The sequence below is a fragment of the Paenibacillus anaericanus genome, from assembly GCF_003994475.1.
GTDB lineage: Bacteria > Bacillota > Bacilli > Paenibacillales > Paenibacillaceae > Fontibacillus > Fontibacillus anaericanus.
The window spans coordinates 45,437-65,993 of sequence record NZ_RZNY01000007.1; the positions used below are offsets into that span (position 1 = coordinate 45,437).

Below are 20,557 nucleotides of genomic sequence, written 5' to 3' on the forward strand. Positions count from 1 at the left end.
ATCACGGACCTGGCCAAATAAACATCGCTCCTGCAGGACTAACCATCATGAGTATGATGATAGGTTGTAGCCCTCCAATGACGGAGCTTAATAGTCCGGCTTTATTTAAAGATCGATGCACTTTGGATGAGGCTAACACAATTAAACCACCTATAATACCAAACAGAACGGAAACAATGGATAGAAATATAAACGCAAAGGCCATTAGATAACCGACCCCCGCTCCAGCGCTAGGGTCATCTGGATTACTCAACGTACGTGCAAACATAAATAACAGTAAATAAATCCCTAAGGGAAGATTAGCAATTACACCACAGATCAAACTGATGATCGCCGGTGCTTTTGTTGGAGGTACCTCTTTCGTACGAGACTCAGTGGAATTAGATTCATTATCAACTTCAACTTCAACTTCATTGGAATCCTGATGGGATGCCAGATCCGTAGAAATATCTAGGTTTGAGGATAGTCTATGAACTCTACTAATATAAACCATCATTGTAACCACACTGATCATAGAGAAAACAAATAAAGCCAGCTCCATCCAACCTACATAACGATTCTGCAGTAGATTGAACACCCGGTAGCACACAGAAATCAGTGCGAACAAGAAATATCCGAACCCCAGCATTCTGACCTTCTTAACTAGTTCTGGCTTCTTGTCACTCACCATCCCAATAATTCCACGTCCAACCACATATACAAGGATTACCTGGAAGGCGATCGTCACTAGATCAATAAAAGGTACGATGGTGTTAAAATCAAACGGATCGTTTTGTATGGAAGAACTCGAAACCATATCTTTTTGAAAAACCGAGATATTAAATATGTACTTGAACAACACCCAACCTAGCATAATGAGTGATGTATAAAATCCTGTATGGAAGAAAGAATTTCTCTGCTTAAGTGAATACAGCCCTGTGCAGATTATGATAATTCCCAAGATATCCGGTATGAAGTCTTTTCCATAAAGTTTGAAATCAAACATGAATGGAATGCCCCAAAACAAATAATTCAATGCCCCATCCCCCTTCTCTCTTTAACTCTCGCCCTCGTGCTTCAAACTATAGTATTCACACATTATCACAAAATGAAAAAATTGTCAGACGGAATCGAATCTTCGACTATTCAAACAATAGTCACATTCCTGGACACTTTCATTATGCATTCATATCTTAGAGATTAAATTTATTGTAATATAGAGCAGTGTTTATCTTAAATCACGAATTTCATCTCATCAGGAGGCATTCTACTGTGAAATCTAATCAATCCCCTTTACAAAAAAAATTACTACCGAGGCATATCAGTTTTATGGCGATGGGCGGGGTCATCGGCACGGGTATCTTTAAAGGTAGCGCGGAAACTGTAAGCATTGCTGGACCTGGAGTTATTTTCTCCTATGTATTCGCAGGACTCCTACTCCTTGTCGTTATGGGAGCCATCGCTGAAATGGCTACCGTCTATCCCAACATGAATATGAAAGAATTCATCCGCAAAGCTCTTGGAGAGCGGGTTTCATTTATAGTTGGTTGGTTGTACTGTTTCATGTGGTTAGCCGTTTGCGTAATTGAAGTTATTGCTGCCGGAAGTTTTCTGCAATTCTGGATACCAGATGTTCCCTTGTGGATTCTCAGTCTCGCAAGCGCAGCCTTCATAATTGGTGTGAACTCAATGAGCGTCAGTGGTTACGGTGAGTTTGAATTTTGGTTGGCCGGGATCAAAATCGCTATGATCGTTGTGTTCATTGTACTCGGCGGAAGCCTCCTATTTGGGTTGTTACCAGGAGCAGAAGCCCCTTTCCTGCATAATTTTACAGAGTACGGTGGATTTGTCCCGAATGGTTGGACCTCTATCTTCTCAGCGCTACTGATCGTCATGTTCTCTTATGGGGGCTCAGAACTCATCGGACTAACCTTGACGGAAGCACAGGATGCAGAAAAGGTACTTCCTAAAGTGGTGAAGGGTTTCATTCTGCGGGTCATTCTCTTCTATTCCCTGCCTATTCTGATCATCTGTGGGCTTATTCCATGGAATCAACTAGATGAGCATACCAGTCCCTTTGTTCAGGTCCTGACTTCGACCGGAATGCAAGGCGCGGCCCATCTAATGAATTTCATCCTGATTACAGCCGTGTTATCTGCGGCGAACTCAGGAATTTACGGTGCTACACGGATGCTTCATTCTCTAGCCAAGGACGGAGAAGCACCTCAATCGCTCGCTCGCATTTCCGCTAAAGGTGTTCCTGTGAATAGTCTAAAGCTTTGTGCTGTTATTCTATTTCTTGGTTCAATGATCGCCTACTTTGCCCAAGAAAGAGTCTTTACTCTATTGATGGCAGTGCCTGGATTCGTAGTTGTGATCGTTTGGATTGCGATATGCCTAGCTCAGTTAAAGCTCCGCAAATCTTATCCTGTACAGCCAACTTTCAAGGTATGGGGATATCCTTACCTCACCATCATCACGACCCTGTGTCTATCCATAATTGCCGTGACTTTCTTATTTGATGCAGCGAATCGGATTAGTATTGGTGTATGTATTGGTGTCATGATCCTGCTCGCCGTATGGTCAATATTCCGGTTCAAATCAAGCCGCATTCCATAATTCTACTCATTCCCCCATTGCACTTGGCATGATACAATATATTGAGAAAATCCAAGGTGGGGGAAGCTATGCAACTTCAAGTGCAAACAGAATATGTCTTACAGAAGCCCCCTCTTATTTCTAGACTAGTAAATCGCATCAAACACACATACCAATATGATACCGCCTTTTGGCGGATAGCGATCGCCGGCCCCTGGGGGGCTGGCCTTTTCGCATTTGTCCTACTCGCACTTGGTGTCCCTACAGGATCGGGTACCTTCTTCGATATACTGTTATTTACCACTGCGGGAACCTTCTCTTTCTTTGTTCTGGGAAATATAGTAGCCATTCTACTAGCGTTGATAGGATTACGGATTCCCCGACTTTTTATCGGTACGGTATTGTTCGATCTCATTGCGGTATTCTTTATCTTTTATTTAGATGATGTTGAACTTGTTATTGCAGCTATTGTCTCGGTTATAGTGACACTCGGCGGCATTCTCACAGGACTTGTCATCGGGTTGCTCTCCAGCCGTGGTATCAGCTCACGAATTAAGTTAGGTCTAGTCGCGCTGCTCGCTGTTCTATGCCTCAGTACGGCCTTATGGCTGCAGGATCAATCAGCATCTCAAAGTGAACATCAGTTGACCTCCTCTGTAACGCCCATTAATACGGTAAGTCCAGCTGAACCGGGATCTTATTCCGTTGATTACTTTACTTATGGTAGTGGAGAAGATCCACGTCAGACAGAATTTGGCCATCATGTCGATCTTCTATCTGAGTCCGTGGACGCATCACAATATATAACAAAGTGGTCCAAGTTAAGAACACTATTCTGGGGGTATGATGAAAAATCACTGCCCCTTAACGGCCGTGTATGGATGCCTCAAGGTTCAGGTCCTTTTCCAATTGTCTTGATTGTTCATGGTAATCATTTAATGGAGGATTATTCGGATGACGGTTACGCCTATCTGGGAAAATTACTCGCAAGCCGAGGGTTCATTACTGTATCAGTTGACGAGAATTTCCTGAATTACTCCATTTGGACTGGTATACCGAACAATGATATGAAGGTAAGGGCCTGGGTTCTACTCAAACATTTAGAGCAAATTGATCAATTTGCTAGTTCACCAGATAATCCATTCTATGAAAAGATTGATTATGAACAAGTTGCACTTATAGGACACTCTCGAGGTGGGCAGGCCGTAGCTATGGCTGCTGATGCCGATCAATGGTTTAGCACTGATGATACCTTAGGCGATTTCAGAAAGTTTCAGATTCAAGCGGTCGCAGCTATAGCACCTACAGATAAAAAAGTTGATGAAAAACAAGCCAAATTACACGATATTAGTTACTTAACCCTTCAGGGAGCACAAGACGGTGATGTCAGCGATTTTGACGGAGAACGGCAATATGCCCGAACCACCTTCTCATCTGGGTCTACGAATTTCAAATCAACCCTATACATTTCAAATGCTAACCATAGCCAATTCAACAGTGGATGGGGTGATCGGGATATCGCTTACCCTCTGGGGATTTTGTTAAGTAAAAAAGATATGTTGAGCGCTCCCGAACAGCGGTCGATCTCCAAGGTATATATTTGCGCTTTCTTAGAGGCCACCCTCCATGGGGAGCAGCAATATATTCCTCTATTCCGTGATTACCGAAATGGTCTTAGGTGGCTTCCAGAAACCTCATACTATAACCGCTTCGAGAGCGGGGAGTTTACCTCTTGGGCCTCGTTTGATGAGGATATGAACCGAGTAAGTCTACCCGGTGCCGGTAAGGCAACAGGTACAGATTTGATATGGCTGGAAGAAGAATATAAGAACCGACATAACTCTAACAAAGGTACTCGTGGAATCGTCCTGAGTTGGGAGAGTAAGGAATCAACAGAGCCTTCGTATAGTCTAAGTTGGGAACAGGGGGCTAAAGCTCCACGATCAGGAGAAGCTTCAATACTCGCCTTCTCGCTCAGCAACCGTAGCTTCGAACTAACAGTAGAGGAAACATCCGAGGAATCGCTAATGAGGTCGTTCGAGATCGAAGTAGAGATTCAGGATACAAGTGGTGTCTCTGTACGTCTTCCTTTGTCCTCCTTCATGGCTGTACCTTCATTACCTGAGACGAACTTCACCCTGCATCCTTGGTTAGATCAGCGTCTTTCTGACGGTAAGTACAAACACCCAACAGAGACGGTATTTCAAACGTTCCAGTTACCGTTAAGTGAGTATACTGCGGTCGATCCCGAGCTGGACCCTACTAGCATCCAAAGATTAACTTTCCATATGGGTGAGGGACGCGGGAAAATTATGCTAGATGATATCGGAGTATATTAAGCAAAAAGGGAAGCCCGGGGGAGCCCGGGGGCTCCCCTTTTTGCTAATGATAAATTGTCTCTTACCCTTTAATAGCTCCTTCGGTGATCCCGGAGAAAATAAACTTTTGGAGCAAAAGATAGATGATAATCGTCGGGAGCAATACGATCAGAATAGCTGCCGATAATAATCCATAATCCGAGGCCCTCTGACCCACAAAGGTCATTAATGCTGTCGAGAGGGTATGTAGTTCTTTGGACGGCATATATAAATATGGAATATACATATCATTCATAATATCTACTGCCTTAATAATAGCTAAAGTTGCCGAAGCTGGAATCAGCAGTGGGAAGATAATGCGGAAGAATATTTTAAAGTAAGAGGCTCCATCAATCATTGCACTTTCATCAAGCTGATTCGAAATTTTCTCTATAAACTGCAGGTAAATGAAAATTTGCAGCAAATCCGTTCCAGCATAGATTAATAGAGGAGCAGACATGCTATCGTACAGCCCAAGCGATTTAATAATCTGAAATCTGGATACCTCAGTTGTATAGAACGGAATCACCATCGCAACCGTGAACATCGCCATAATGATTTTCTTAGCTCCAAATTGAAACCGGTTCAGCGTATAAGCCGTCATAGAGCCTAATACGGTGTTAAGTAAGACGCTGACCACGACAAGAATCGCTGTGTTTTTAAACCCGACGAGCATGTTCCCCATGTTGAACGCCGTCTTAATATTCGTGAATTGCCACGAATCCGGAAGTGCCAGGGGAGAATTCTTCATTAGCTCCGGGCCCGTCTTAAACGCTGTAAAGATGTTTATTAGTACCGGGAACATTACAATCAGACCAATTATGACAAACAATAGATAGAGCAGGAATGAATTCAAACGCTGACGTGTTCGATAGCTTACTAGGGAGTTCGGTAAGTTGACTTTCATTGTTATTCCTCCCTCCCCTTAAACAATCTGCTCTGTAGCATACTGAATACAATGATGATTGTCATCAGGATAACAGCTAAAGTTGAAGCCAAACCGTAATTGTTATATTTAAATGCAGTCTGAATGGTATACACCGTAAAAGTTGTACTTGCCGTACCCGGTCCACCTTGTGTCATGAGGAATGGAATATCAAAGACTTGTAGTGCCCCTCGGACGTTGAGGAAGAGCACAATCTCTATAACCCGGCTAATACCTGGCGCAGTAATATAACGGAATTTTTGAAACCCACTAGCTCCATCAATGGTCGCTGCTTCATACAAATCAGCAGGGACAGATTGTAGACCCGCCAAGAACAAAATAACGTGAAATCCACTAAATCTCCAAAGTGACACGGCGACCAAAGAATAGTTGACCACGCTCGAATCACTGAGCCAGTTGCGAATTAGAAATTCAAGATTCATATCTCCTAGCAGTGCATTTAACGGACCATTAATCGGATTGTATAAATAGCTGAAAATGTAAGCTACCGCTACGCCATTGAGAATATACGGCATAAACACGATCGACCGAAAAAAGTTACTGCCTTTGATTTTATTGTTAAGGAATACAGCCACCATTATTTCAAGCGGAATAAAGATGACATGAAGAATGAAATATAGAAAGTTATTGCCTAATGCAGTCCATACCTCTGGTGTTTGAAAGGCTGTAATATAATTCTTTAACCCTGTATATTCAAAGCTTTCAGAAATACCGTTCCAATTCGTGAAGCTAAATTGAAATAGCTTAACTGTTGGATAGAGTAGAAATAAAACAAGTAATCCCACAGGAATACAAAGAAATGAGAAAATAACAAGCCGCTTCTGGACAGTATATCTCATCCACGAACCTCCTCCGAATGGGTCTGTCTAGGTCGCCCTGATCCGGACGACCTATCAACCCTATTTCTATGTTGTACTATTTAGCGCTTCGAGCCTTAGACCATTTTCCATCCAAATCCTTGCTAATCTCATCCACTGTCTTACCAGCCATCATCTCTTGACCTAGCGCCTTTACATCCAATTGAATGGCATTCGCCAAATCTGTATAAGCTGCGTTACCTGGGATGTAGAGGAACGGTTCATTCTTATTGTTATTATAAAAATCTTGTAGGAACGGTACGTTAGCTTCAATTCCCTCATAAGCAGAACCAAGCTGCGCGTGGTCGATATAATCCTGATATACTTCAGGTGAATAGAACCATTCCATGAACGCCTTTGCTTCATCAGCATATTTAGTGGATGCACTAATGCCATAGAAATGATCTGTAAATGTCATAAGTTTCAATGGAGTATCTTCGTTCTGACGATAAGGCATTGGGAACGCCGCCAAATCATCGGTACTTCCTGTCTTCGAGGCATAAGTCGGTACGAACCAAAGACCTGATGCTACTACAGCTGCCTGTTTGGATACAAACAGGTCTGTCGCCTGATCCCAGCCCACGCCAAGTGGATCCGGACCCATTACTTTAGCGTCATACAACTGTGCGATCTGACTGAACCCTTCATAGAAAGCTGTACCTTGTGCAAAAGGTGCATCTTCTTCAGCCATTGCGCTTAAATAATTCTCATCATCTGAAAGAATATGTGGCAAGAATTCGTTAAACGGATAATCTGGCCATGCATCTTTACCGCCCATGGCATATGGTATATAAGTGCCATTCTCCTTGATTTTGTTCAGCACATCCAGGAACTGCGGCCAAGTTGTTGGTACTTCAAGGTTCAACTCTTTGAACACGCTAGGATGATAATACACAAGTTCTGGGAATGAGACGGAAGGAACAGCTAAGACTTTCCCATCTACTTTGTATTTATCTGCGTATTTATTACTGCTTACAAAACCCAGTCCATCAAGTGGCATTAGTTGTTCTTTGAAATCACTCAGCCAGTTTGGCTTTAACTCGATGATGTCTGGTAATGCATTACCACCTGCACGTACCTTCACTGCCTGCAAGTAATCAGAATCGCTTTTGAAGGACTCTAGCTCAATCGTCACGTTTGATTTCACTTTGCTGTATTCCTTAACCTTGTCATTTAAAAATGTGATAAAGTCATTATTTGAATCCCACATCACCATTTTGAGTGTTACAGCCTTAGCTGAACTATCTGGTTTGCTCTCACTTCCTGACGTATTATCCACCTTATTACTTCCTCCAGATGCACAACCGCTTAGAACAGATATCAGTAACGCTGTCACAGCAATCCAAATTCCAAGTTTTCCTTTTCTCATACAATGACCTCCTCTATGTGCTTGTTATAAATTAATTGTAAGGTCACTGAATACGCTTTCATATGTACATTTTTGTTGTTTTCTTCTCTCTTTTTGCACAGGTTCACAATCTTCTCATCCCTCTTCAATTTCTTGTTGTAACTGTTCCCGGTATTCTGCTGGGGCAATGCCCGTCACCTTCTTGAACACTTTGGTGAAATGTCCCTGATTGGGATAACCCACCTTTTCCCCGATCTCATACAACTTCATCCCACTATGCATCATCCCGATCGCCTTCTCAATTCGGATACGAGTAACATACTCAACAAAGGTTTCACCCATCTCTTTGGAAAATAGTTTACTGAGATAAGTCTCACTAATTCCCGCTTCCTCACTTGCTAATGTTAAGGAAATCGGCTCATGATAATGAACCTGGATCCATCTTCTTACCTTCTCCACCGGTCGTTCTACTGTATCTAGAGCATATTTTGCAGAGAAAACCGTTGCAGCTGCCCTTTCAGCGATCTCTATCATTTGCTGGTTCACTTCTTGAAGTGAATCGATCTTGCTTAGCAACTGTGATGCTGATAATTCCACACCCTTGACACTAGACCAAGCGATTCCCTTGCTGTAAAGCATGGTATTCATCTCCTGAAGCAGCGAACGGTACGGATCCAGCATCTGATCAATTGTTGCTCTACGGCTAAGGGAGAATTGACCCAGCAGGACACTCAGTTCTTTGCGCCAATGATCATCATCACGAGCAAGCGCTTGAATAAACTCCGACATGCTCCTAGAATCCGCAGCTTGCTGATAACGCCCCTCCTGACTAGGTAACACAGCATCCTCCGGGAAATATACCATTCCACTTCCGCTGAAAAAACGATATTGTGCTAAATATACCGCTTGCTCATATCGTGTTCTCCATAACCCCTTATCATCACAGGGTTCAGCGATCCCGATGCCTCCACGCACATTCACATATAGCTCCAAGTGACTCATCGCCTTGGTTATGATCTCATGCAGCAATTCCCTTTCAGCTAGCCCGCTAACATGCCGGGGAATTAAGACAAGTAAGGCATATTCCAATGGCCCTATCCTACTCATCACAATTTCATAGCCATATCCTTCAATGACTTGTCTTACCGTATGCATCACAAATCGTTGCTTCTGCCCTTGATCCTCCAACGTATCCTTATAACTTCGATCAATTAACAGCGACCCGATAATATGGCGATATCCTGATAACCCCTTTGACCAAGATTCCAATCCATGTTCCCCATGAGATGATAGCTGTACATTCCTCAAGTCACCTAATTGTGGTCTTAAAATCCCCATGAACCATTGATCCTTTAATTGTTGTAGCACGGAGCGGGCTTCACTCTCTTTACGTTCACTTTCATTCATTCTTTCACGTAGCAAGTTTACTGCCTTATCTATAACTTTTCCTACTTTCTCTTCCTCCAAATCATCCTTAATAATATAGTCATAGACACCATACAAAAAGGATTCACGCACATATTCATAATTACGGTAAGCACTGAGCACGATGACTCCTGTCTTAGCGCCTTCTGGTAAGTCGCGTAGCTCTTTGATGAATTCAATTCCGGTCATGATAGGCATCTGCATATCTACCAATACCAAATCAATATTGCTGCTCCGGATCATTCGCAGCGCTTCTCGACCATTCGACGCTTCCCCGGCAATTTCACACCCATAGCTATCCCACAAGATGATCTCACGAAGTGCAATTCTCACAATCGGCTCATCGTCCACGATCAGTACTTTTAACATAAATCGCCCTCCTCTCCTCTTAAAGCTGAATAATCTCAAACCCTTAATCTCGGCTTATTTCGAATCTGTATGGTACATCAATGGAATACGAAGTGTTACTGTAGTGCCCTGCTCCTGATTGCTTTCAATAACCATCCCGTAATTAGACCCATAATTAAGCGAAATACGGTCTTGAACATTTCTTAAACCAATTCCGTTGAATCTTTCTCGATTCGTTTCATGTCCTTCACGGAGCTCAGAAAGTGCCTCTAATGACATTCCAACTCCATCATCATGGATCGTAAATAAGCATGCTTCTTTATCTACAATTCCCCCGGTAATAACAATTTTGCCTCGACTCTCTTTCTCGTGCATGCCATGTATAATTGCATTTTCCACAATAGGCTGCAACATTAATTTAGGGATTAATGCCTGCTCCAGAGCGGGGTCGATGACACATTCCATATCGAATAAATCCCCATAACGAATCTTCATGATCTGTACATAATAATCTAGAAGCACCATTTCCTCACCAATCGTTGAATACATACCCCCTTGGTTAAAAGCTGAAGACAACAGTTTGGTTAATGCCTCTGTCATTCGCTGTATATTACTAACCTTGGAGATCGATGCCATCAGCTTGATTGTATTTAAAGTATTGAGCAAAAAATGAGGATTGATTTGCGACTGTAGCGCCGTTATTTCTGCGATTCGTTTCTGTCGCTCCTTTTCTTTTACCTCATGTAATAACCCTTCCATATTCGACATCATTTCATTAAATGCATTGCCAAGCACAAAAATTTCAAGGGGGCCCGAAGGTGTGATACTGACGCTAAGATTGCCCGATTTCACTTGCGCCATCTGCCGGAACAAAGCAACAATAGGCTTCACTATACTTCGTACAAAGAAATAAGACATCAGCAGGAAAATAATGAGTCCAATCGCAGAAACCAGTATCGTACGATGAAATACACTTGTAACCTGTGCCATGATCCCTTCATACGGAACAACTTGGATAAACTTCCATCCAAGATCACCTTCTGTATATACAATATAAGACTCCTTTCCATCTACTTGATGAACATAACTACCATGAGTTCCTTGCTTAGCAGCATCTAGAAAAGAGTACTGTACCCCCTCCATTCCTTCCCTCAAAGCATCATTATTCGTGGAAGCAATTAAATCGCCTCCCTCTCCAACTACATAAATATCCCCTGCGCCGGAATTTTTCGTCTCCAATAACTGGATAAATTTGCTCGCCCGAAATACAAGATAAATCATATCCACATCATAGAATATCGGACTATATTTTGGAGATATTGCCGCAGTAATGTACATCCCATCTTCTGGTACAGAAGGTGTACTGTGCTCGATCCCCATTAGTTCCACCCTGTTCTTGGAGGCAGACACCGACTTATACCATTCTTGATTATGATAAAATGAAGCGTTCTGTCCTAAACTTCGCTTATATTCATACATCTTCTGATCTTTAAAGAAAAACAGAACGCTAGCCACGTCACCCGTATAATGAAAATAACTCCCTACCTGCGTATCAAGCTTCTTACTCATTTGTAAGTGTTCCTGTGAATTCTCAGCGCTACTTACTGCTGAAGCCGTGGCAATTAATTCATCATCGTTGCCCATCGTTGAGAGCGTATTCATAATCATCTGAGCTTCAGATTGGAAGGTGTAGGACACCTGTTCCAACGTCTGTAAGGCTTGAGATGTCGTGTTTTTCACCAATATCGAATTAAATGACCTCACAGAATACAAAGTAACAAGAAACAGTGGCAATGAAATCATTAAGAAAAAAGATATATTTAAAATCTGAGCGATTCTCCATCTCCGCCTTGGAGCAAACTGCTTGAAAAGTGCCATGATATGCCCGCCTTTGCCCGTATGTATTGTTAGGAGGTGTATCGAAGATAGAAATTCCTATCTTATTCTAGTCTATTATATTTGAAAGCGCTTGTATTGACGTATATTTGTTATTTTCTTATTCAATCTTGCACTAGAATGGCGTATCCCAGGAGGACGCTCCGCGAACGGACCGTTCCTACAATCGCTGTGGTCTCTACGCTACTTCGAGCATAAAGCAACAATGGGCCGAAAACGTCAAATGGCAAGCCTCCTATAAACCGGAGACTTGCCATTTTTTAATTTAGAAGGGTTATTAAGATTTAGGAATCATCTTGTAAATTTCGCCACTTTCCATTGCATCAATCAGCTTGTCCAACCATTCATAATATCGAACAGCTTCACTCATCTTCCGCTGATCCTCCAAAAGAATCTCATGTATAGGACCCTCTGGTTGAGATTGAAGTTGATTGTTCAACTCCTCGATGGATCGGCGGAACACAAGAATATTACTTTCAACAGCTTTTCTCCATTTAATTGCGAAGAAGTCAGTAAACGTTTGATGCCAATCGTTTTCAACCTCATATAAATCCTTACGCGAGCCCTTTTCCCATACCTTATTGACCATCTTTAAATCAAGTAAGGTTCTAACTCCTGTACTCATGCTTGTCTTGCTCATACTCATTTCTAGGCCCATATCATCCAATGTCATCGGTTTATCTGCAAAAAATAACAGCCCATATAAATGACCTGTTGATAATGGGATACCGTATAAATCCATGTTTCTTCCAATCGCTTCTATAACACGCTTACGTATCTTTAATAGTGCGGAATGTTGTTCCGGTGTCAGCTGGTCCAAGCTCATGCTTGTAACCTCCTATCGCAATTTCTCTTCTATATTAAAAAAAGCATACCGAAATGTAAAGAAAACATCTCATAAGCATTTTAAAGCATACGGCAGAATAAGTCACATTCTTTCTGTACAGTTTTTTCTGTTCATACTTTACGTACAGTTTTTACGTTTGTAAAAATTAATGTCTTTTGTTACACTAGAGACCACGAATAGACTTCCAAGTATTTGGGCTAAAATTGAATTAAAGGGGTTGATGGTTTGAAGGATTCTATATTAGAAGTCCGAAACGTCACCAAAGTGTTTGGTCCCAATCAAGAAATGGGTCTGCAACTTTTGGAACAAGGTCATACTAAAGAAAGTCTTGCTAGTAAAGGGATTACCGTAGGCGTGAACAAAGTTAGTCTCGATATACGCCAAGGTGAAATATTTGTCATTATGGGGCTGTCCGGTAGCGGGAAGTCTACTTTAGTTCGGATGCTCAATCGACTGATTGATCCCACTTCGGGTCAAGTACTGATCCATGGAAAAGATCTACTTAAGATGAACAAAGCACAATTAAGGGAAGTGCGGCAGAAAAGCATCAGTATGGTATTCCAGAAATTCGGACTTTTCCCCCATCGTACTGTACTACAGAACGTAGAATACGGCCTGGAAATTCAGAAGATGGATAAAGAAACACGCAGAGAAAAGGCTCTAGAGGCACTGGAACTGGTCGGACTTAAAGGTTGGGGAGATAAACTGCCGGATGAATTAAGTGGGGGCATGCAGCAACGGGTAGGTCTTGCACGTGCTTTGGCTAACGATCCTGAGATCCTACTCATGGATGAGGCATTTAGCGCACTCGATCCATTAATTCGGCGCGATATGCAAGATGAATTACTTGAATTGCAAGAAAAGATGAAGAAGACGATTATCTTCATTACCCATGATCTTGATGAAGCACTGCGAATTGGTGATCGGATCGCCTTAATGAAGGACGGCTCTTTGGTGCAAATCGGCACACCAGAGGAAATGTTGACGCAACCAGCCAATCGCTATGTGGAACGTTTCATTGAAGATGTCGATCTTTCTAAAGTACTCACAGCTGCCCATGTTATGCGGCGTCCAGAGACGACTACACTAGACAGAGGTCCCCGTGTTGCTCTAGAGCTGATGCGTGAACTTGGGATATCTAATCTGTTTGTCATAAACCGTTCCAAAATACTGCTTGGTGTTATTACTGCCGAAGATGCTTCAATTGCGGCTAAGACAGGTAAGTCACTATCCGACATTCTGATTACAGATGTACCAAGAGTTCAACCGGATACATTACTCGGTGACTTGTTTGAACTGACGAGTTCAGCCAAAGTTCCAGTTTCAGTTGTAGATGAGCAAGGTAAATTGATGGGCGTCATTATCCGCGGTGCTCTACTAGGTGCTCTTGCTGGAAATCACCCAACAGATGGAGGTGATTGGAAATGACACCAAAAATTCCGTTAGCTGATTGGATCGATTGGATCGTAGCTTGGATGGAGAATTATCTAGGTGGCTTCTTTGATGCTATATCAACAGTTATTGAAAACATTGTCACCTTCATCTCTTGGATATTTCTCCTCCCACATCCGTTGCTTTTTATTGCCATCATCGGCATATTAGCATTTGCAATCGGACGTCTGCCATTGATGTTCTTCACTGTCATTGGCTTTCTGATTATTGATAACTTCGGATATTGGACCCATACGATGGATACTCTAGGTCTTGTTATCACTTCAGGACTTATCTCTATCCTACTCGGGATTCCGATCGGGATCTGGAGTGCTTATAGCAAGACAGCCCATCGCATCATCTCACCGGCACTAGATTTCATGCAAACCATGCCGGCCTTCGTCTATTTGCTTCCTGCCGTGACGTTCTTCAGTCTTGGCGTGGTACCAGGCGTAATTGCTTCCGTGATCTTTGCGATTCCACCAACTATTCGTTTGACCTATCTAGGAATCAAGCAAGTATCCGAGGAGCTCAATGAAGCGGCGGATGCTTTCGGCTCAACATCATGGCAAAAGTTGTTCAAAGTGGAACTTCCCCTTGCCATGCCTACAATGATGGCTGGAATAAACCAGACTATCATGTTGTCCCTGTCGATGGTTGTTATCGCTTCGATGATTGGTGCACAGGGTATTGGAGCTGAGGTATATCGCGCTGTAACTCAATTGAAGATCGGCCAAGGTTTTGAAGCAGGTCTCGCCGTCGTCGTATTGGCGATTGTCCTTGATCGCTTTACACAAAGCCTGCTGAAGCCAAGGCGCAAGAAAGTCATTGCTCCCGGAGAAAAAGCATCTCGCCGTAGATGGATTATCCCCGCAGCACTAATTATCGTAATTGTTTGCGGTGGAATACTTCAGGCAATACTACAGCAGGGCGGAGAAACTTCATCTAAAACTTCACCGGAGAATTCTGTTGGTAGTCTCTTTGATTACAAAATTATCGGAATCGATCCAGGTTCCGGCATCATGAAATCAACTGCACAAGCCATCCAAGATTATGATCTTGAGGGATGGACTTTAATTGAAGGTTCTAGTGCAGCCATGACCGCAGCAATGGATAAAGCGATACGTGAAGAACAACCGATTATCATCACAGGTTGGACTCCACACTGGATGTTCAACAAATATGATCTCAAATATTTAGAAGATCCACTTAAATCGTATGGTGACGCGGAGGAAATACACACCGTCGTACGCCTTGGACTAGCTGAAGATCACCCGTCTGCCTATGAATTCCTCGACCGATTCCAGTGGTCATCCGATGAAATGGGCGAGATTATGACTGCTATGCAGGAAGGACAAGCCCCAGACAAAGCCGCTGCCGAGTGGGCAAATGCTCATAAAGACCGCGTGGATGAATGGACAAAGGGCATTGCACCTGTGAACGGTGACAAACTGACGCTAAGTTACGTAGCTTGGGATTCCGAGATAGCCAGCACCCATCTACTCCAATATATCCTTGAACAAAAGCTGGGTTACAAAGTAAACACACTTCAAGTAGAAGCTGGGCCGATGTGGACCGGTGTCGCTAGTGGCGATGTAGATGCCACAGCTGCTGCTTGGTTACCCCTGACCCACGGTGATTATTGGGAGAAATATAGTGATAAACTTGAGGATCTTGGTCCTAACATGACAGGTGTCAGAACCGGACTAGTTGTACCTAGCTATGTAGATCTCGATTCGATAGAAGATTTAAAGAAATCGTTAGAATAACTGTTTGAAACAAGACTTCAAAACGCCCGAAGACCCCATCCCTACGAGGGATGGGGTCTTCATATATATTAATAAGAAGAGGGGTTACTCTTACTATATAGCCCGTTCCTTAAAAGCACCTTACCCTGACCTGAAAATTAGATTAAAAATATGGACTACCCCCTAGTCATTCTCGTGACATTGGGAGTAGTCCATATTCGCGCGGAAATTTCTCTCCTTATTTATGCAGCAATCGTTTCTTTCTTAAGATCAATAATGCTGTACCCAGAATAACAAGGCTTAAACCAGCCAACTGAAGTGGTAACTGACTAGATTCTCCTGTTTTCGGAAGCGTCTTTCCTGTACCAGTTGACGAAGCAGTATCACCCGTTGTCCCATCTTTAGGCAATACATCAACCTCTACCGCATACACCTCTTCATTTCCGTCTTTATCTGTAACTTTGATCTTAAATGAATCTTCACCAACATAATCTTTATCCGGCGTATATACCCATTTTCCTTCCGGATCTACAGTAACCTTACCATGCTTAGGTTTCTCGCTAACCTTTGGTGTCTTGTCCTTCGGAACTCCAATTTTACCCTTTACAGGAGTTTGCTTCGGTGTGGTCACCTTCTCTTTAGGTTTCGCAGGTTTTTCTGGCTCAGGACTCACTGGTGTGCCCGGATTTGGGTCAACTGGCTCCGTTGGATCCGGTGTTGGTATTGGAGTCGGCCCTGGTGTCGGTGTAGGAGTTGGGCTCGGTGTCGGCGTAATTCCGCCGCCTCCGCCACCTCCTCCTCCACCTGTGGTTGGGATTCTGTTGTTTGTTTTTTCAACTAATATAGACTCAGTTTGCTTATCCGTAATCACAAATGCTACGGGTGTTGGGTCTAATAAGTAACCTGCAGGCGCCTTAATTTCGATCAATTGATATTTATTGGGTGCTAAATTCCCTAAGAATAGTTCTCCATTTTGATCTGTTGTTAACTGGGACTCATCGATTCCTGCAACAACATCAAATAAGTAGTTACCATTTTGATCAAAAATGATGGACTGTTCTCTTAATTCAAAGACAGCTCCCTGGACCCTTTGGCTCTTATTAGAGTTCCATTTTGTTAATTTAACAGAACGATCATTTTCCTTGTTTTCGATCGTCTTGAGTGTCGTTGACTGCTTAATTGGAACTAAAGTAATTGCTTGTTCAATTACGAAACCATCCGCTTTTGTCTCTACCAATGAATAATTTCCGTATCGTAGATTCTTAAACTCGATTACACCATTTACATCCGTTGTACCTTTGTCAACGACTGTATTCGAACTATCATGAAGTTCAAATTCTATCCCTTCTATGACAGATTGATCCTTCGCATTGACCTTGGTTACAATCAGCTTGCCATCCGTTCCCCATACATTAGATATGTCTCTTTGCACGATTGTAGTTTGATTAGCAACAATTTTTATTTGGATAGGGGTCGGATCTACTACATAAAATTCAGGAGCTGTAATCTCAACTAAATTGTAATCACCCGGTGCCAAATCACCTTGTGCAATTCTTCCATTCTCGTCCGAAATTAATACGCCAATCGGCAGGTTTGGCTGACCATCCCTGGTTAATACAAAGGTTGCTCCGGCTAACTTTTTATTTGAATCTACAGCGTCAACCTTCGTAAATTCAAAGCCTTGGCGAATAATTTTATTCGTAATCTTTAATGGTACAGCAGGATCTTTGAATAAAATATCTTTCCCTTTCCCCGTGCCATACGCAGGATCAATTACATAACCACTTGGTGCTGACTTTTCTTTGAGCTTATAAGGAAAACCATTCGTTTTATCATTATATTTATAGCTTCGAACGGTTGTAGCTTCCCCTTTTACATCCGTAGTCAGTGTTTCCAAGAGTATAGTTCCGGCAGCGTTGTATAATTCAAATATAACCCCTTGTAGTGGACGGTCTTCATCATCTACTTTGGAAATTTTCAATTGACCAAGACCAGTAGATGCTCCTCCTCCAGCTCCAGCCAAAGAGACTTTTATGCCATCCTGACCACCATCGCCTTGAACAGAAACAGATTTACCAGCGAACTGAACTTCATTTTCGATTCTGTCGCCCGATTCAGCAGTAATAAAAGATTTATATTCCAAGATATAAGCGGTTTTTAAATCCTTTTTAAAGGTTAGCGTGAATTTATTTCCTTCTACCACTAATTCATATTCACTTTCATCTACCAACGTATTGCTACGTTGAATATCGCCAGAATTATTACTAGGTAAATCTGCTTCATACAGCATTAATGAGTCAGCCAATAATAAATGTCCTGCCCCTAATGTATCAGTTACAACAGAACCTGCTGCCACAAAGGACTGGCTTGGGTTAATCGTAACTGTCCATGAAGCGGTGTCAGACTGACCGTCTTGAGTACCTGTTTTGTAAAGTAGTTCCCCGCCGTGCTTAGGTGTTACAGTAGCTTTTTGTTCAAATAGAAACGGCTTTATTCCATCTTGCATCGTCGCATGATTGGAATACGTATCTTCAATCGGAAAATTCCCCTCAAGGCTTGTTCTATATTTGATTTGATATGCAGTCGGACCAATCTTACCAAGTTTCAATTCAAAGCTTTTACTATCATTATTCACTTTCAATTCATAATCATCAGCCTCAATTAAATCACCAAGAGTTACGTTATTATTATCGAGGTCAAGCTTGAGCTTATTCACTTCTAAAGAACCGTTTACGTAAGCTTGGTTTCCTTCTAATGAATCTTTGATTATCGCATCTTCAATATCAAATAGATTGTAGTTTACAATAATCGTCCAAGTAATTTCTTTATCCTTAGCGCTATATACACCTATTTTGGTACCATTGTTGTTCGTTTTGTCTTCTGGTTGTACAAAGGCTTCTTTCTTAAGTACATGTGGACCATTAAAATCGTTCCAGTTTAATGTTGCTACATTCTTATAAAGATTATCTTTTGGCTTACCAGCCTTAGGATCAAATGTGGTTACATAAGTAATTGTAACTTCATCATTAATTTTCTCTCCAGCTTTTAGTTTAATTACGAATCCTTCACTATAATCAGCTGATCCTACCAACTCAAATTTAGAATCCTCTAATTTTACTCCATCAACCTTTATACTTGTAGGATCCAAATTCATATATCTATCTTTGTATTCATCACTGATTACGATATCAGTCATTTCCACCTTATCTTTGTTGAGAACAAGTTGCCATTCAATTTTCTTTCCACTGAAGTCCTCATTCTTTACACTCTTCGCAAAGATAACTTCTTTGAGCGGTTGTGAAGCAGGTTTAGTCATGCTACTGATCTTTACATGATTGGACACATCTTGATCTTCGTAAATGCGATCTTGTGCTTCAGTTGTATACTCTATTTCATAGGCTTTGGTTACTCCATGGTCGAATTCCAATTTAAAACCACCATCGAAATCAGTACCTAGCCCTGTTAAAGCATATTCACTCTCATTAATAGGGATATTAGTAGCACGTGTAGCCTTACCACTACTGTCGATCAGCATTTCATACACATTCACTTTACGATCAACTAGCTTATGCTTTGTCTTATTAGATGCATCAAGTGTATCCTCGATCCAAGCGTCAGACTTAGCGATCGTCTGCTGATTAAAGTTATATTCGATTTTCCAAGTGACCCTTTGTTTAGAGCCAACTATTTGAGATCCAATAGCTTTCTTATTCAGCGGTTCATTGAAACTAATTTTTACAGTCCCTGTCTTTTCTTCCTTGTAACCACTATCCCCGGTAAGTGTAACCTTGTTATTAATTGGCCGATCCTTAAAAGGCTCAGCAATCGGAGCATTAACACTCGTTGTGTAGGTTACGCGATATGCTTTATCAATATCCCCAAAGCTTATAGGAAACGTAGTTTCTGTTCGACTTAAAGGACCCTCTTTTAATGTTCCATCTACTTGAATGATTAACTGACGAATCTCAATATCTCCTTTAACTGTCAAGCCAGCGTCGGGAGAATCCGTAAGCACTGCATTTATAATCGTTTTTTCACCTTGGTTAAAATCAACGGTCCATTTAATTTCATCTGAGTTAAACTTGTTTTTATTGGCCTCCCCAGTTTTCACGAGCCCATCTGTAGCATTATTCTCAAAATTGACTTTGATCTCTCCCTGACCTACAGAATTGAAATCAATTTTTTGCTCCAGTCCCTCTGCAAATTCGCTTTGATCAAACGATATCCATACGAAGAACTGACCATCAAAACCTTGACCATTCTCAATTTTTTCATTAAATGTCAAAGTTACTGTTTTATCTGTATCTACCACATAATTTCCAACGCCACCTGTTAGTGTGCCTGATAATTTAGTTGGTACTTTGAACTCTTTTGGTAGAGAAAAGGTATAGAACGAACCAAGATCATAAGAATGATCATAGGCTAACTCCCAATCAAGGATTATAGCCACTTCTTTATTAGCGTTGGCCCGATATCCCGCATCATCTAATTTATTCCCACCTGGGATAATGTCCCCATCTGCATCAACAAGAGGCTTTTTATCATACAATTCTACTTTTGTGATCGAAAACTTATCTGTTATCTCAGTGCCAGTAGCGCTCAGCAAACTCATTTTGTCTTTGCCATACACATCATCCGTCACACTCTGCTGAGTCGTTACCGCAGGATCCTCTGACTCACCCTCGGCGCGGGTTAAAGAAGAAGGTACCACAATATTTAGCATTAATATAAATACTAAAAATAAGAACACCGTTTTTTTAAACTTACTCATGTTAGA

General features: G+C 41.9%; 12 protein-coding genes. 4 read left to right on the plus strand and 8 right to left on the minus strand.

What is annotated here, in order from left to right; genetic code table 11:
- Position 1: 1 nt before the first annotated feature.
- Positions 2-1,015, minus strand: coding sequence for a hypothetical protein (locus EJP82_RS10390; RefSeq protein WP_127191988.1), 1,014 nt, complete (start codon positions 1,013-1,015; stop codon positions 2-4).
- 236 nt (positions 1,016-1,251) lie between these two features.
- Between EJP82_RS10390 and EJP82_RS10395 the strand changes: the two genes are divergently transcribed.
- Together EJP82_RS10395 and EJP82_RS10400 are read left to right on the plus strand one after the other, a co-directional pair.
- Positions 1,252-2,598 (plus strand): amino acid permease, encoded by a 1,347-nt coding sequence (locus tag EJP82_RS10395; protein WP_127191989.1) that lies wholly within the window; start codon positions 1,252-1,254, stop codon positions 2,596-2,598.
- Positions 2,599-2,666: 68 nt separating this feature from the next.
- Positions 2,667-4,916 carry a poly(ethylene terephthalate) hydrolase family protein gene (locus tag EJP82_RS10400; protein ID WP_127191990.1) on the plus strand — a complete coding sequence of 750 codons (2,250 nt, stop codon included), beginning with the start codon at positions 2,667-2,669 and terminating at the stop codon, positions 4,914-4,916.
- 61 nt (positions 4,917-4,977) lie between these two features.
- Here the strand turns inward: EJP82_RS10400 and EJP82_RS10405 are convergent, their stop codons facing one another.
- The 6 genes from EJP82_RS10405 to EJP82_RS10430 form a co-directional block, all read right to left on the minus strand.
- A complete protein-coding gene (locus EJP82_RS10405; RefSeq protein WP_127191991.1) occupies positions 4,978-5,841 on the minus strand; it encodes a carbohydrate ABC transporter permease in 864 nt (287 codons plus the stop codon).
- 2 nt (positions 5,842-5,843) lie between these two features.
- A complete protein-coding gene (locus EJP82_RS10410) occupies positions 5,844-6,719 on the minus strand; it encodes a carbohydrate ABC transporter permease (protein ID WP_127191992.1) in 876 nt (291 codons plus the stop codon).
- Between the two features lie 76 nt (positions 6,720-6,795).
- Positions 6,796-8,106: an ABC transporter substrate-binding protein gene (locus EJP82_RS10415; RefSeq protein WP_127191993.1), complete on the minus strand. Its 1,311-nt coding sequence runs from the start codon at positions 8,104-8,106 to the stop codon at positions 6,796-6,798.
- Between the two features lie 114 nt (positions 8,107-8,220).
- Positions 8,221-9,879 (minus strand): response regulator transcription factor, encoded by a 1,659-nt coding sequence (locus EJP82_RS10420; RefSeq protein ID WP_127191994.1) that lies wholly within the window; start codon positions 9,877-9,879, stop codon positions 8,221-8,223.
- Positions 9,880-9,933: 54 nt separating this feature from the next.
- On the minus strand, positions 9,934-11,736 hold the full coding sequence (locus tag EJP82_RS10425; RefSeq protein ID WP_127191995.1) for a cache domain-containing sensor histidine kinase: 1,803 nt from the start codon (positions 11,734-11,736) through the stop codon (positions 9,934-9,936).
- A gap of 295 nt (positions 11,737-12,031) precedes the next feature.
- Positions 12,032-12,580, minus strand: a complete 549-nt coding sequence (locus tag EJP82_RS10430; RefSeq protein WP_127191996.1) for a GbsR/MarR family transcriptional regulator — start codon at positions 12,578-12,580, stop codon at positions 12,032-12,034.
- 306 nt (positions 12,581-12,886) lie between these two features.
- Here EJP82_RS10430 and EJP82_RS10435 point away from each other — a divergent pair, with 306 nt between their 5' ends.
- Positions 12,887-14,029, plus strand: coding sequence for a quaternary amine ABC transporter ATP-binding protein (locus EJP82_RS10435; protein WP_127192140.1), 1,143 nt, complete (start codon positions 12,887-12,889; stop codon positions 14,027-14,029).
- Positions 14,026-15,801 carry a glycine betaine ABC transporter substrate-binding protein gene (locus tag EJP82_RS10440; protein ID WP_127191997.1) on the plus strand — a complete coding sequence of 592 codons (1,776 nt, stop codon included), beginning with the start codon at positions 14,026-14,028 and terminating at the stop codon, positions 15,799-15,801. Before EJP82_RS10435 ends, EJP82_RS10440 begins: the two co-directional genes overlap by 4 nt.
- Before the next feature lie 217 nt (positions 15,802-16,018).
- On the opposite strand, the gene EJP82_RS10445 is transcribed toward EJP82_RS10440, so the two are convergent.
- Positions 16,019-20,551 carry a SpaA isopeptide-forming pilin-related protein gene (locus tag EJP82_RS10445; protein ID WP_127191998.1) on the minus strand — a complete coding sequence of 1,511 codons (4,533 nt, stop codon included), beginning with the start codon at positions 20,549-20,551 and terminating at the stop codon, positions 16,019-16,021.
- Between the last annotated feature and the right edge of the window lie 6 nt (positions 20,552-20,557).

Excerpts from the sequence above, each read along its gene's own strand:
- EJP82_RS10440 (WP_127191997.1), top strand. The coding sequence starts at position 14,026 with ATGACACCAAAAATTCCGTTAGCTGATTGGATCGATTGGATCGTAGCT.
- EJP82_RS10425 (WP_127191995.1), bottom strand. The coding sequence starts at position 11,736 with ATGGCACTTTTCAAGCAGTTTGCTCCAAGGCGGAGATGGAGAATCGCT.
- EJP82_RS10400 (WP_127191990.1), top strand. The coding sequence starts at position 2,667 with ATGCAACTTCAAGTGCAAACAGAATATGTCTTACAGAAGCCCCCTCTT.
- EJP82_RS10410 (WP_127191992.1), bottom strand. The coding sequence starts at position 6,719 with ATGAGATATACTGTCCAGAAGCGGCTTGTTATTTTCTCATTTCTTTGT.
- EJP82_RS10420 (WP_127191994.1), bottom strand. The coding sequence starts at position 9,879 with ATGTTAAAAGTACTGATCGTGGACGATGAGCCGATTGTGAGAATTGCA.
- EJP82_RS10445 (WP_127191998.1), bottom strand. The coding sequence starts at position 20,551 with ATGAGTAAGTTTAAAAAAACGGTGTTCTTATTTTTAGTATTTATATTA.
- EJP82_RS10435 (WP_127192140.1), top strand. The coding sequence starts at position 12,887 with ATGGGTCTGCAACTTTTGGAACAAGGTCATACTAAAGAAAGTCTTGCT.
- EJP82_RS10430 (WP_127191996.1), bottom strand. The coding sequence starts at position 12,580 with ATGAGCTTGGACCAGCTGACACCGGAACAACATTCCGCACTATTAAAG.
- EJP82_RS10415 (WP_127191993.1), bottom strand. The coding sequence starts at position 8,106 with ATGAGAAAAGGAAAACTTGGAATTTGGATTGCTGTGACAGCGTTACTG.
- EJP82_RS10405 (WP_127191991.1), bottom strand. The coding sequence starts at position 5,841 with ATGAAAGTCAACTTACCGAACTCCCTAGTAAGCTATCGAACACGTCAG.